11 protein-coding genes are annotated in these 13,319 nt (G+C 48.5%); 9 read left to right on the forward strand and 2 right to left on the reverse strand.

Annotation, left to right across the window (positions count from 1 at the left end; translation table 11 throughout):
- The first annotated feature begins 65 nt into the window (after window positions 1-65).
- The 5 genes from HP568_RS19110 (at window position 66) to HP568_RS19130 (ending at window position 5,512) form a co-directional block, all read left to right on the forward strand.
- Entirely contained in the window at window positions 66-2,414 is a 2,349-nt protein-coding gene (locus HP568_RS19110) for an FdhF/YdeP family oxidoreductase (RefSeq protein WP_048031509.1), read from the forward strand.
- A 42-nt stretch (window positions 2,415-2,456) separates the two neighbouring features.
- A complete protein-coding gene (locus tag HP568_RS19115; RefSeq protein ID WP_173629941.1) occupies window positions 2,457-3,716 on the forward strand; it encodes a molybdopterin molybdotransferase MoeA in 1,260 nt (419 codons plus the stop codon).
- 3 nt (window positions 3,717-3,719) lie between these two features.
- Window positions 3,720-4,238, forward strand: coding sequence for a molybdopterin-guanine dinucleotide biosynthesis protein B (gene mobB, locus HP568_RS19120; protein WP_048031511.1), 519 nt, complete (start codon window positions 3,720-3,722; stop codon window positions 4,236-4,238).
- Between the two features lie 92 nt (window positions 4,239-4,330).
- The gene (locus tag HP568_RS19125; RefSeq protein ID WP_048031512.1) at window positions 4,331-4,819 is read left to right on the forward strand and encodes a DUF2199 domain-containing protein; all 489 of its coding nucleotides are present in this window, start codon (window positions 4,331-4,333) and stop codon (window positions 4,817-4,819) included.
- Window positions 4,820-4,975: 156 nt separating this feature from the next.
- The gene (locus HP568_RS19130; protein ID WP_048031513.1) at window positions 4,976-5,512 is read left to right on the forward strand and encodes a pyridoxamine 5'-phosphate oxidase family protein; all 537 of its coding nucleotides are present in this window, start codon (window positions 4,976-4,978) and stop codon (window positions 5,510-5,512) included.
- Here HP568_RS19130 and pdxR read toward each other — a convergent pair.
- Window positions 5,490-6,932, reverse strand: a complete 1,443-nt coding sequence (pdxR, locus tag HP568_RS19135) for a MocR-like pyridoxine biosynthesis transcription factor PdxR (RefSeq protein ID WP_173629942.1) — start codon at window positions 6,930-6,932, stop codon at window positions 5,490-5,492. The genes HP568_RS19130 and pdxR overlap by 23 nt on opposite strands.
- Before the next feature lie 225 nt (window positions 6,933-7,157).
- Between pdxR and hmpA the strand changes: the two genes are divergently transcribed.
- Window positions 7,158-8,375, forward strand: coding sequence for an NO-inducible flavohemoprotein (gene hmpA / locus HP568_RS19140; RefSeq protein WP_173629943.1), 1,218 nt, complete (start codon window positions 7,158-7,160; stop codon window positions 8,373-8,375).
- Between the two features lie 28 nt (window positions 8,376-8,403).
- Here the strand turns inward: hmpA and HP568_RS19145 are convergent, their stop codons facing one another.
- Entirely contained in the window at window positions 8,404-8,913 is a 510-nt protein-coding gene (locus tag HP568_RS19145; protein ID WP_173629944.1) for a Crp/Fnr family transcriptional regulator, read from the reverse strand.
- Between the two features lie 165 nt (window positions 8,914-9,078).
- On the opposite strand from HP568_RS19145, the gene HP568_RS19150 reads away from it, so the two are divergent.
- The 3 genes from HP568_RS19150 to HP568_RS19160 all read left to right on the forward strand — a co-directional run bounded on the left by HP568_RS19150 (window position 9,079) and on the right by HP568_RS19160 (window position 13,079).
- Window positions 9,079-10,020 (forward strand): MBL fold metallo-hydrolase, encoded by a 942-nt coding sequence (locus tag HP568_RS19150; RefSeq protein WP_173629945.1) that lies wholly within the window; start codon window positions 9,079-9,081, stop codon window positions 10,018-10,020.
- 125 nt (window positions 10,021-10,145) lie between these two features.
- Entirely contained in the window at window positions 10,146-11,936 is a 1,791-nt protein-coding gene (locus HP568_RS19155; RefSeq protein WP_173629946.1) for a M3 family oligoendopeptidase, read from the forward strand.
- Window positions 11,937-12,116: 180 nt separating this feature from the next.
- Complete coding sequence (locus HP568_RS19160; RefSeq protein WP_048031519.1) at window positions 12,117-13,079, forward strand: metal-dependent hydrolase; 963 nt, start codon at window positions 12,117-12,119, stop codon at window positions 13,077-13,079.
- Window positions 13,080-13,319 lie beyond the last annotated feature (240 nt).

Here is a 13,319-nt window from a genome sequence, read left to right on the forward strand (position 1 = left end):
ACAAGGGACGGTTTCATGGTGGTTTTTTCGTCTCAATGGAGTTTATTAGAGGGGAGACAAAAGAAATGGGCAAGACCAAGCATGGCGGACCAATTAAGCTGGATACTTCGTGGAAGCCTTCCTTATGGGCTTCACTGATGCCGATGGGACTCGGAAAAATCAAACCGCATCACATTCGCGATACGATGAAGGTGGCCTATGACAATCGCGATAATTTGGGGTATGCCTATCGCATTTTGACGCAAGGGGTATGTGATGGCTGCGCTCTCGGCGTATCCGGTCTCTACGATCAGACGTTGACTGGTCCGCATTTGTGCACTACACGACTGAACGTACTGCGCCTCAATACCATGCCTGCCATGGATGCCAAATGGTTTGAAGACGTGAATGCCCTGCGCAAGCTGTCTAGCGAAGAATTACGCAAGCTGGGAAGAATTCCGTATCCGCTTTCAAGAAAGCCAGGCGAAAACAAGTTCACCCGCATTAGCTGGGATGAAGCGTTAAACCGCATCGCGAGAAAAATCAAAAACATCAGCCCGAAACAGTTGGCCTTTTTCTTGACCGCTCGTGGGATTACCAACGAGGTATATTACACGGCAGCTAAAATGGCTCGTTTCCTCGGAACCAACAACATCGACAACGCATCGCGTATTTGTCACTCACCGAGTAAGACAGCATTGAAGCGTTCGGTTGGAATTGGTGCATCGAGCTGTAACTATCAGGATTGGATCGGTACCGATGTGCTCGTATTCTGGGGCTCTGTACCAGGTAACAACCAGCCTGTATCGACGAAATACATGTATGCTGCGAAAAAAGCAGGAACGAAAATCATCCTGATCAACCCGTACAAAGAGCCAGCGATGGAGAAGTACTGGATTCCATCTGTACCGGATAGTGCTTTGTTCGGAACGAAGATTGCGGACGATTTCTACCAAGTGAACATTGGCGGCGACATTGCATTCATGAACGGCGTGATGAAGATTTGGTTCGAGATGGAGGAAGCCAAGCCAGGCTCTGCGATCAACCATGAATTCATCAAGGAGCACGCGAACGGAATCGAAGAGCTGCGCAAGCATGTGATGAATGAATCGTGGGAGAAAATCGTAGAATCCTCCGGTCTCAGCCGCGAGCGTATCAAAGAATTCGCGCAACTGCTCGCCAACTCCAAAAATGGTGTATTCGTATGGAGTATGGGTCTGACCCAGCACAAATTCGGTACGGACAATATTTCTCAAGTAGCCAATCTGGCCATCCTTCGTGGGTTCTTGGGTCGCAAGCACACTGGTCTCATGCCGATTCGCGGACACTCCGGCGTACAGGGCTCCGGTGAAATGGGTGCTGATCCGTTCAGCTTGCCAGGTGGAGATTTTGAAGAAAAATCCTGGAACCGCATTGAAAAAATTTGGAATTTCCCAATCCCGAAATGGCAAGGAGATATCGTCGGTATTTCTTTGGAGAATGCCGTGTTGCCAGATGGGCATGAGCGCAAGACCAGATTGTTCTATACGAGTGGCGGCAACTTCCTGGAGACGATGCCAGATCCGGACTTCATGCAAAAATGCTTGGAGAGCATAGAAGTACGTGTACATCAGGACATCATTTTCAATACATCTACGTTGGTGGACGCGAAGGAAGAAGTAATCGTACTGCCAGCGATGACTCGATACGAGCAGCCGGGTGGCGGTACTTCGACTAGTACAGAGCGTATGGTCTACTTCAGTGCCGAAGTGGAAGGGCCACGTATTGAAGAAGCGCGTTCGGAATGGGAGATTTACGTAGATCTGGCGGCACGGGTAAATCCAGAGAAAAAGCATCTGATGCACTTCTCAAGCGCAGCTGAAATTCGCGCAGAGATTGCCCAGGCGAATCCGAACTACGATGGTATCCAGCATCTGAAAAACCGCGGAGATGTTTTCCAATGGGGCGGGGCATGGTTGTGTGAAGGCGGCGTATGCCCGACACAAGATGGCCGAGCGAATCTGATTCCGATTGAAATTCCCGATTTGAACAAGCCAGAGGGACACTTCTATGTAACAACTCGTCGCGGTAAGCAGTTCAACTCGATGATTTACAGCCAGAAAGACCCGTTCAACAATGCGGACCGTTATGATATCCTGATCAATGCAGAGGATGCAAAAGAACTGCGCATTGCAGAAGGCGAAAATATCGTCGTTTACAATAAATATGGAACGTTCCAAGGACGTGCCAAATTCGAGGACACCAGACGCGGCAACATTCAAGTACACTGGCCGGAAGGAAACGTACTCATTCCAAAGGGTGTATACGAGACATACGCAGGTATTCCCGAATACAATACAGCCGTGAAGGTTGAAAAAGCGGACACTTTCCACGCCAATAAAGATTTGAAATACGTGGAGAGAGAAGTAGAAGATTTGGAAGTAAACGTCGGCTGACGAGCTGCAGCAATGGGTGGTCAAGATTAGGAGGAACAAGCCATGCGTTTTTCGCGACAAACACTCTCGGTTGAAGAAGCGATGAGCAAGCTGTTGGCAAAATTGCTGACAGGGAGAACGGAACAAGTGCAGATCGGAGAGGCATACGGGCGGATACTGGCCTCTGATCTACGTGCAACATACGATTTGCCGCACTTTGACCGCTCGCCGCTGGATGGTTTTGCCGTGAGAGCTGCGGATACGGTTGGGGCCTCCGTTGACCACGCGATTACGCTAACAGTGCTAGAGACGGTTGCGGCCGGGCAGGTACCTACTAGAGAATTGAAAAAAGGCTACGCTACGCGGATCATGACGGGTGCGATGATGCCTGCGGGTGCGGATGCGGTCATCATGTTTGAGCAAACGTACAACCCAGCCGAAGAGGCGGATACCGTACGGATCAAGCGGGAGATGAAGCCTGGGGAAAATGTATCGCGTCGCGGTGAAGAGATGGCCACAGGAACGATCATTGCAAAGGCGGGAGAGCGGATTAACGCAGGTACTCTTGCCAGTTTGGCTACGTTTGGCTATTCGCAGGTAGAGGTGTACTGCAAGCCGCGTGTCGGTCTGATTTCGACTGGAAGCGAGCTGTTGGAGATTGATCAGCCGCTTGCTCCAGGCAAAATTCGCAACAGTAATACAGTGATGCTGACTGCCTTGATTGCTGAGGCAGGGGGCATCCCTGTTTCGTTTTCAAGATTGCCGGATGATTTGTCGGTGGCAAAGGCGAAAATCAGTGAATGCTTGCGGGACGTGGATCTGGTCATTTCCAGCGGCGGTGTGTCCGTTGGGGATTTTGATGTGATCGCGGCTTTAGTGGATGAGCCTGAGGTGGAGCTTTTGTTCAACCGAATCGCAATACGTCCGGGAAGCCCGACGACAGCCATGATCATGGAAGGCAAGCCTTTAATTGCTCTATCAGGTAATCCGGGTGCCTGTTTTCTCGGGTTTGAGCTATTTGGGCGAGCAGCCATTCGTCGCATCTCGGGGGAAGCCCATGTGGTGCAACAGGTGATAAAGGCGAGACTAGGCGTCGATTATAAGAAGCCTTGTCCATACCCGCGTTATCTGCGAGGGAAGCTCCTCGAAAAAGATGGGGTTTTGCACGCGATCCCTGATTTCAATGAAAAGGCAGGGAATCTGGGGACGTTGAAGGACAGCGAATGCTTTATGATCATACCAGCCGGGGGAAGCGGGAAAAAAGCAGGAGAGCTGGTTGATGTTCTCACGCATGCTGCCCCAACCTGGAGAAGAGAGGGATAGCAAATGGTCAAGCCACCTTGTGTTTTGCAGATTGTCGGTTATTCGAACAGTGGCAAGACGACGTTGCTCACCAAGCTCATTCCGATCCTCGAAAAAGCAGGGATAAGAGTCGGGGTCATCAAGCATGATGGAGGACACGATTTTGAGTGGGATCAGCCAGGGAAGGACACATGGCGTTATCGTGAAGCCGGAGCCTCTCTGGTCGCGATCACATCCAAAACGAAGACAGCCATCGTGGAGCAAAAACCGCAGGAGCTGTCCGTCCTTGTCCAGCGCTTGGCAGAAGCCGGAGCCCAGCTCATTTTGGTAGAAGGCTTCAAGCGTGAAGGCTATCCCAAGCTCGCTTTGCTTCGCTGGCCAGAAGATGAGGAGCTCTTATCGATTATTACAAATTTGGTAGGGATCGTAGGTTGGTCAGACAAGCGTCAGCCGGGGCTGCCATTTTTCGATATTAATGACATAGACAACATAGCTAATTTTGTAAGGGAAACATTGAGATCATTCCAGCTAGATTGGGGATGATCTTTTTTTTGTAGCATGGGAGATGATCCATGTAATGAAATATGTGGTAATGTAAATAAAAAATCGGCGAGAAACGATAAGGAGCAAAAAACATGAAATGCCCTCACTGTAACAACGAATTAAATGAACTTCCTTTCTGTTACGGAATAGAAGCGCCACATTATTTTTACATGGTACCAGAAGAGAAACGAACAGAATTAATCAGGGACTTTTGTGTAATTGATGAACAGCATTTCTTTATTAGAGGACATATTGAAATACCAATCATTGATACAAATGAGAAATTGATATGGAGTGTTTGGGTTTCTCTTAGTGAAGAAAACTTTTTGAGGTCGAATGAATTGCTGCATGTAGAAGGAAGAGAAAATGAAGAACCTTATTTTGGTTGGTTATCGACTGAACTTTCCATTTATCCAGAAACGACCCTATCCTTAAAGACATGGGTACATACACAAGAAGTTGGTGCGGTTCCCTTAATAGAATTAGAACATACGAATCATCCACTTGCAGTTGAACAAAGAGAAGGAATTACAATGGAGAGAGTGAAAGAAATTGCTCATTTAATCAATCATACCGAGTAATAAGAAATGCCTGCTGCCGGGATGTTCCGGCAGCTTTTTCGTTTTTCATGCTTTAGACGATAAGTTATGGATTGCTCCAATCTGGTGGTTTTGGACGTATATCTTCACTCCAACGGCTGATAAACTTGCAGCATCTAAATAATAGGAGTGATAACGATGGATGGAGTACGTTACAAAATGAGAGAAGTATTGGATAAGAACAAGATTGAGACATTTTTGCAGCAAGCTAGAATCGGACATCTTGGAATGGTCGATGGTCATTTGCCGTATGTAGTTCCGCTCAATTTTGTTTGGACAAATGGAAAGCTTTATTTCCATGGCGCCAACGGCGGGAGAAGAAATCAGGTTATGGATGCTAATCCAGAGGTCTGTTTTACGGTTTGTGAAGAATATGGAACGATTACTGATCCGGTGCCAGCCAAGACAGACACAGCGTATATGAGTGTAATGATTTTTGGCAGGGCCCAACAAATAGACGATCTGGATGAAGCTACATACATGCTGCAAGAAATGATGAATAAGTATGTGCCTGGCTACTATAATCGGCCTTTACCCAAGCAGCACGTAGACAAATACCGTTCAGCAGTATTCGGTGGTCCGGTTCAGGTGTACCGAATAGATCCACATCATATCACTGCGAAAGAAAATCAAATGGAAGATGAAAAAATGTTCAAACCTGGTAAAACCGTGTAATCTCCGCAAGACGAAAAATGCCTTCTTCAATGGTTGATTCGTCTACTTTAGCAAAGCCTAGTACCCATCCTTTTCGAGCGCTTTTCAAGCAATACTTGCTAAGTGGATAAACTCGGATTCCTTTTTCGATTGCTAGGTTCGTCGCGGCGTCTTCATCAAACGATTTATCAGCTTCAAGAAGGATATACAACCCCGTTTCCACGCCGCTTAGCGTGAAGTGTTCGTTCAGACCTGTCGTGATGATGGCCTTCGTCATGGCTTCATGTCTGCGCCGATATACATTTCGAACCCGTCTCATATGGCGCATGAAATGCCCATGCTCAATAAAATGAGTAAGCGTTAATTGTTCCATAATCGGAAGATGACGATAGGTTAATTCATGGACGTGGGCGAGCTGACGAATGGCCTCTTTGGGACCAACGATTGCCGATATTCGAATACCAGGAGCAATCATTTTGGAAAAACTCATCATATACAACGTGTTCTGAGGTCGCTGACTGAACAAGGTGGGAAGCGGGTCGCCACGATAGCGAAATTCGCTGTCGTAATCATCCTCAACGATCCAAAACCGCTGCTCGGCAGCCATGTGTAACAATTGTTGCCTGCGAGGTTCTGACATAATGACTCCAACCGCACACTGGTGCGATGGCGTAACATAGACAAGCTTGGACCCCGGATGAATCTGGTCTACGCATAACCCGTACTCGTCAACTGGAACGGAGACAACTTGCATATGCCGATACTTCATTGCCATCCAGGCAGCAGGGAAGCCAGGATCTTCAACAGAAACGGTATCTCCTTCTTGTAAAAGGGCTTGGGCGATCAAATCAATGCTATGTTGTGCGCCTGAGGTTAACATGATTTGATCGATAGTCACATGAACGCCCCGTTCAAGTGACAAATATCGTTGGATCTGTTCACGTAGCGGTTGGTATCCATAGGGATTGCCATAAGCCCAATTGTCCAGATTTGTTTCTGTGGAAGCCTGTAAAAACGAACGTCTCCAAATCTTTTGAAAATGTTCGTCCAAATATGGCTCATGGGGACTGAAATCGACCTCAACCTTTTGGCTATCTTTGTCCCCGAACCAACCGTGCAAATGACCGATTGTAGCGTTTAATAAAGGCAATTCGGGAGGAACAGGTCCTTCGGGCGCAGCATCTTCTGAAGGACGAGTTGCATACGTCCATTCGCTCACTCTAGTCCCACCGCGACGAGAGGTTACCGTGTATCCGCGGCTGAATAACTCCTCATAAACAATCTGTATGGTTGAACGGGAAACGCCAATTAAGGAAGCGAGTTCGCGGGAGGGTAGTAGCAATTCACCTGGCTGCCATTTTCCAGAGGTAATATTATGGATCGCTTGGTCCAGCAGTTGCTGCCAGATTGGACGCTCGTCATCTCGGTTTACTGTTAGCATTCATTCACCTTCAGTGTTTTTGTTGGAATGATAGATTTGGCTGATATGCTATCATGGCAATCGTTTCTTTTGCAACAAGAGAGTTGGGGGACGACTTTTTCTTATGGTCTTTTGCAGTTGTCACAAATCGTTTCTATTTCCTGTGACCAGAATCACATGTGTATTTCTGAACCTCCCGTACACTTGAAATATAGAAAGAACGAAGCACTTCAAGGAGGTTCTACGATGTTAAGCCCAAAAACCATTGAAATCATAAAATCAACCGTTCCTGTGCTAGAGGTACACGGAACTGCCATTACAAAACGTTTTTATCAAATGATGTTTGCTAAGCACCCTGAGCTTCTTAATATTTTCAACCACGCCAATCAAAAGCAGGGAAGGCAGCAAACAGCTCTGGCAAATGCGGTGTATGCTGCGGCTTTGTATATTGATAAGCTGGAAACGATTTTGCCTGTAGTGAAGCAGATTGGACACAAGCACCGCAGCTTGGGAGTGAAGGCCGAACATTACCCAATCGTCGGAGAAAACCTGTTAGCCGCGATCAAAGACGTACTTGGGGATGCCGCTACGGACGAGATTTTGCAGGCGTGGGCGGAAGCGTATGGTGTCATTGCGGATGCCTTCATCGGTGTAGAACACGAAATGTATGAAGAGGCGAGTGGGCAGCCTGGAGGATGGGTAGATTTCAGAGAGTTTATCGTCCAACGCAAGGTGAAGGAAAGCGACGTAATCACTTCCTTTTATCTGGTTCCGGCGGATGGTCAACCGATTTCCAGCTATGAGCCAGGGCAGTATGTCAGCATCAAGGTAGAATTACCGGGCGAGCAATATACACACATTCGCCAGTACAGCCTCTCTGATGCGCCAGGGAATGCATACTACCGCATTTCTGTCAAACGCGAGGACGCGATGCAAGATAAGCCAGCAGGAAAAGTATCCGTTTATTTGTCAGAGGAAGTGAAGGAAGGAGATAGCCTGCATTTGTCTGCTCCGGCTGGAGATTTCACCTTACAGCAAGAGGACAGCCGTCCGGTTGTGCTGCTCAGTGGTGGTGTAGGATTGACCCCAATGATCAGCATGCTGAACACACTGATCAAATCGGGAACAGATCGTCCAATCACTTTCATTCACGCTGCCAAAAACGGACATGTGCATGCCATGAAGCAGGCAGTAGAGGAACTGGCCGCAAAACATCCGCAGCTTTCTGTTCACTGGTGCTATACACAGCCGACCGAACAAGATCGAGTGAACGGTGCTTTCCAGAAAGAAGGGTATATCGACTTGCCGTGGCTGCAAAAGGTCATCGATACAAAAGAGGCGAGCTACTATTTCTGTGGTCCAATTCCATTCATGAAGACGATCAATGGTGCTTTGTTGGAATGGGGAGTACCAGCAGACGATATTCATTTTGAGTTTTTTGGTCCGGCAGCGACCTTGGCATAAAAGAGGCTCTCACGAAAAAAGCTCAAGCTTACTCGCGATTCGCAGTTTGAGCGCGCAGCAATCGATTTACCGTCTCTCGGCGAAGCCCGATGAGCTGACCGATTTCATCCTGAGTCAGCAACTCCGAAAGCGAGACGACAGGAATGAAAGTCTGAAACCAAAGCTGGAGCTTGCGCAGCTTTTCAGCAGGAGAGACTTCGGTCAGTTGGTCGATACGCTGCTGCATCATCCGCAGCTTCCCTTGTAGCTGTAGCGCGATATCACGACACTTTTCCGGATGGTCATCCAGATGGCGATACCAATCCGGGGCAGACAGCACTTCGACCTCACAGGTCACGAGAGCGATTGCTGTCCCGTAATAGGGATTCGGGCTCATCAACGAATGATGCGGAATGATCTCATCCGGAACGATGATATTGACCAGCGTCAATGCTCCGTCTGCATGTACCCGAACGATTTTTAACAGACCGCTCTTCAGATGATAGAGCGGTCCAGATTCTCCTTGTCGAAACAGGACTTCTCCCTTGTGCAGGATCATGGGTTTCTCCTCGATTCTCTACGTTTTTCTCTAGCAATTATAGCAAGCCCGGCAGGAGGAAGTAAGCAAGCGTAAAAAGCAGTTTGCCGCTTTTTTAGGCTTGCTACAGCAAGGCTGCCTTTTGCTATAATGGGGAAACCAAAGCTAGATAAAGGGAGTTGTCTGATGCTCAACTTTTTTACATGGGTAGGCTCTATAGTGGGGGTACTCGCACTCGGATTGATTGGCTATGTGGCTTACCGCTACTGGTACCATATGGGGCAGCTTCCGAAGCCGGAGTTTCGTCATCTGGACACGAAAAAGCCAGTGCCTGCCGACTGGAGTCATGATAAGGTTACATTTACATGGATCGGTCACTCGACGATTCTGTTGAATATGTTTGGTACGAAAATACTGACGGACCCGGTTTTGGGCGAGAAGCTCGGGATTAAGCTTGCAGGTGTCCATTTTGGTCCCAAGCGCTTTACGCCTCCTGCCCTCGACTTTACTGAAATTGGCGAGGTAGATATCATCTTGCTATCGCATGCCCATTTGGATCATGTCGATCTGCCTACTTTGCAGAAAATAGCGAATCGCTCCACACATGTCATTACGGCGCACCAGACGAGCAAGCTGTTCAAGCATATGCCATTTGGTTCGTATGAGGAAATGCGGCCGGGAGAATCGGTTACAACCAAAGAAGGAATTACAGTTACTGCGATTCCTGTTCGCCATTGGGGCAACCGCTTTCCATGGAATCACGAGTATGGCTACAACGGCTATATGATTGAGAAAAATGGCGTGCGTATCCTCTATCCAGGCGATACGGCATCTATCTCCATGGAAAATTTGCCGAAGCAATTCGGGCCGATCGATCTGGTATTTATGCCGATTGGCGCCTACAAGCCAGATTCGTATCAAGCAGCGCATTGTACGCCAGAGCAAGCATGGCAAATGTTCAAGGAGACTGAAGCCAAATGGCTGGTGCCCATTCATTGGAATACGTTTGTGCTCTCGCGTGAGCCAGTTGATGAACCGTTCGAGCGTCTGTTGGCAGCAGCGGGGGACGAGAGGGACAGGATTGTTGTTGAAAAACAAGGGGAGACGTTTTCTATCCCTGTTCAATAGGTATGAAAAGTTGGCGACTGCTTACATGGCAGTCGCTTTTCTAACGATATGAATAAATGGGAAGGGAATAGCTACCTTATTATAGAAATATTTTTATCGAAGAAGTTTTTTGAGGAGGGGTACCTATGACAAAAGCATTGCCACAACGCTGGGATATGGATGTGATTTTTCCTGGTGGTAGTGAATCGGAGGATTTTCGGGCGTTTTTAGGAACGTTGGAAGGGGATATTGCGAACCTGAAGGCTCGGTTGGAGCAATCTGGCGCTAGTTTGCATGAAACAGCGGCTTTCAAGGAAGTTGTCACTCATGTCCAAAGCATTGCCGTGCGTGTGAGACAAGCAGGTGCATTCATTTCCTGCCTGACTGCTCAAAATGTAAAGGATGAGCCAGCCAAGCTGATGGGTGGGCGTGTAAAGAGCATCTCGGCTGCGTTTGGTGCAGTGTTGACGCGTTGGGAAGAAAAGCTGCTGGCTATCGACGAGGCTGCATGGGAGAATCTGTTGGCAGACGAAGAATTGCAACTGCTTGCTTTCGTGCTGAATGAGCGCCGCCGCCGTGCACAGGAAAAGCTGTCGCCTGAACAAGAAGTGCTGGCAAACGATTTAGCAGTAGACGGCTATCACGCTTGGCAAGATTTGTACAATGCGGTCGTGGGACGTATGAGTATTGAGGTTGAGGTCAATGGAGAGACGAAGCAGATGTCTGTCGGGCAAGCTTCTAACCTGATGAGCAGTCCTGACCGTGCTGTTCGTGCCCATGTTTTTGAAAAGTGGACAGAGGCTTGGGGCAAGGAAACGGAGCTGTGCGCGCAGGCGCTGAATCACTTGGGTGGCTTCCGTCTCTCTCTGTACCGTCATCGCGGCTGGGACTCTGTCCTGCGTGAGCCGCTAGATATTGGGCGGATGCAGGAAAAAACACTCGACGCGATGTGGCAGGCCATCGATAATCGCAAGGATCGTCTGGTTGCCTACCTGGAGCGCAAGGCAAAGCTGCTCGGTGTAGACAAGCTGAGCTGGTACGATGTAGGGGCTCCGGTTGGTAAGGTACATAAAGAAGTGTCTTACGATGAAGCAGCTGCCCTGATCGTTGAGCACTTCAACCGTTTCAATCCGAGCATGGCTGAGTTTGCGCAAAAGGCATTCGATGAGGGCTGGATCGAGGCAGAGGATCGTCCTGGCAAGCGCCCAGGCGGATTCTGCACGAGCTTCCCAGTCAGCAAGCAGTCCCGCGTGTTCATGACGTATGCAGGAAGCGCAAGCAATGTATCCACACTGGCACATGAGCTGGGGCATGCGTATCATCAGCAAGTCATGTGGGATCTGCCAGCCCTTAACCAAAACTATGCGATGAACGTAGCGGAAACAGCATCGACCTTCGCAGAGATGATCCTCGCTGACGCTGCTGTGAAAAATGCAGCCAATGACGATGAAAAACTGGTGCTCTTGGAAGATAAGCTGCAATCCATTGTCGCGTTTTTCATGAACATCCACGCTCGCTTTATTTTTGAGAAAAACTTCTACGAGAAGCGCAAAGAAGGTCTCGTTAGCGCGGCTGATCTCGACCGAATCATGGAAGAGGCGCAAAAGCAAGCGTACAATGGAGCTTTGGCAGATTACGAGCCGCACTTCTGGGCATCCAAGCTGCATTTCTACATCACCTCGTATCCGTTCTACAACTTCCCATACACTTTCGGGTACTTGTTTAGCATGAGTGTTTATGCGCGTGCGCTTGAAGAAGGCGAGAGCTTCGCGCCGAAATACGATGCACTGCTCCAGGATACGGGCCGCCTGATGGTAGAGGACTTGGCGAAGAAGCATCTCGGTGAGGATATGACGACAGTTGAGTTCTGGCAAAAAGCTGTTGATCTGGCTGTCGCAGATATCGACGAATTCCTGCGCCTGACAGAAGAAGCATAAATTCACGAATAAATAAGCTCGAAGCAGTCTGTCTCTTTTCCGACAGGCTGCTTTTTCGTTGAGAGATTGTTAATATCGCAGACGAAATCTTCGGATAACCTTTACCTGTGGTTTATAGAATCCACGCTATTTTTTCGTACAGTAAAAGGGAAGGGAATACTTGCAAAGGGAGGCATCATAATGGACACTGGCAGTCATCTTTTGTTGGGTGTCACACTGGCGGGCTTAGCCCATATCACGCCAGCAGTGGCACATGATCCGGCGCTTGCTCAGGCGCTGATGGTCGCAACGGTAGTGGGTTCTCATGCCCCGGATTTCGACACTGTGGCCAGACTTCGCGGTATTTCTTTTTACATTCGCTTTCACCGGGGAATCACTCATTCGATTCCCGCCTTGTTTCTGTGGCCCCTCATCATCAGTCTTCCTCTTGCCTGGGGGTTTGGTCTCATGGGGCAGTTTGGAATTTTGTACGGATGGACGCTGTTGGCTGTTGTGCTGCATGTTTTTCTCGATATGCTAAACGCCTATGGAGTTCAATGTATTCGACCGATTACCAAGCGCTGGGTGCATTTGGATGTGCTCGCGATTTTTGAGCCACTGGTGTTCGCGGTTCATCTGGCAGCGGCGATATGGTGGATAGCTTTTAACGGAGATCCCACCGTGCTATTTCCGGTAGCATATGGGATGACGCTTGTGTATATTGGCGTGCGTGCTTGGCAGCATCACCGTAACGTCAAGCGGGTAGCAAGGGCATTGGAAACAAGCGGCATATCCCATGTTTTCCCGAGCATACATCCTTTTCACTGGCGATTCGTCATAGAGACGGAGAAACTGTTTTACACAGGGAGAATCGAGTATGCACGCGTGATACTGGAGGATGTGTATCCAAAGCAGCAGCGTGATGCAATCATTCAGGCTACTGTCGGTGTAGACGGGGTTCGTGCTTTTCTCGGATTTGCTCAACGAATCCACGTCACGTGGAAGGAGATTGCTGATGGTTATGAAGTCACATGGAGCGATGTGCGCTTTTGGTACAACCGCAAGCTGCCATTTGGCGTAGATGTTGTCTTGGATCGTGATTTGAACGTCGTTGATCATCGGTTGGGTTGGCGAAAAAAAGCGTGGGACCCGCCGTTTGTATAAGGGAAGCTAGTATAGGTAAGCCTCGTCAGTTAGTGAAGCTGGGGGCTTACTTTTTTTGTGTGAACAAGGCACCTCAGCGTCTGCTTCTTACATTGTTTCAGTAAAGCTTTTGCCAAAGGTTTAAATGGTATCGATAAACCAACAAAGCTGGTAAGAAGAAAAAGCACAGGGCTCGTAGACCTTGACAACGCCTCCCCAGTTGGAACTTTAAAAAGGGGACCACGCTTGTCGAACACTTCT

Source organism: Brevibacillus sp. MS2.2, assembly GCF_013284345.1.
Lineage (GTDB): Bacteria > Bacillota > Bacilli > Brevibacillales > Brevibacillaceae > Brevibacillus > Brevibacillus brevis_C.

Coding starts and splice junctions, on each gene's coding strand:
- HP568_RS19115 (WP_173629941.1), top strand. CDS start 2,457: ATGCGTTTTTCGCGACAAACACTCTCGGTTGAAGAAGCGATGAGCAAG.
- HP568_RS19125 (WP_048031512.1), top strand. CDS start 4,331: ATGAAATGCCCTCACTGTAACAACGAATTAAATGAACTTCCTTTCTGT.
- pdxR (WP_173629942.1), bottom strand. CDS start 6,932: ATGCTAACAGTAAACCGAGATGACGAGCGTCCAATCTGGCAGCAACTG.
- HP568_RS19145 (WP_173629944.1), bottom strand. CDS start 8,913: ATGATCCTGCACAAGGGAGAAGTCCTGTTTCGACAAGGAGAATCTGGA.
- hmpA (WP_173629943.1), top strand. CDS start 7,158: ATGTTAAGCCCAAAAACCATTGAAATCATAAAATCAACCGTTCCTGTG.
- HP568_RS19150 (WP_173629945.1), top strand. CDS start 9,079: ATGCTCAACTTTTTTACATGGGTAGGCTCTATAGTGGGGGTACTCGCA.
- HP568_RS19130 (WP_048031513.1), top strand. CDS start 4,976: ATGGATGGAGTACGTTACAAAATGAGAGAAGTATTGGATAAGAACAAG.
- HP568_RS19160 (WP_048031519.1), top strand. CDS start 12,117: ATGGACACTGGCAGTCATCTTTTGTTGGGTGTCACACTGGCGGGCTTA.
- mobB (WP_048031511.1), top strand. CDS start 3,720: ATGGTCAAGCCACCTTGTGTTTTGCAGATTGTCGGTTATTCGAACAGT.
- HP568_RS19155 (WP_173629946.1), top strand. CDS start 10,146: ATGACAAAAGCATTGCCACAACGCTGGGATATGGATGTGATTTTTCCT.
- HP568_RS19110 (WP_048031509.1), top strand. CDS start 66: ATGGGCAAGACCAAGCATGGCGGACCAATTAAGCTGGATACTTCGTGG.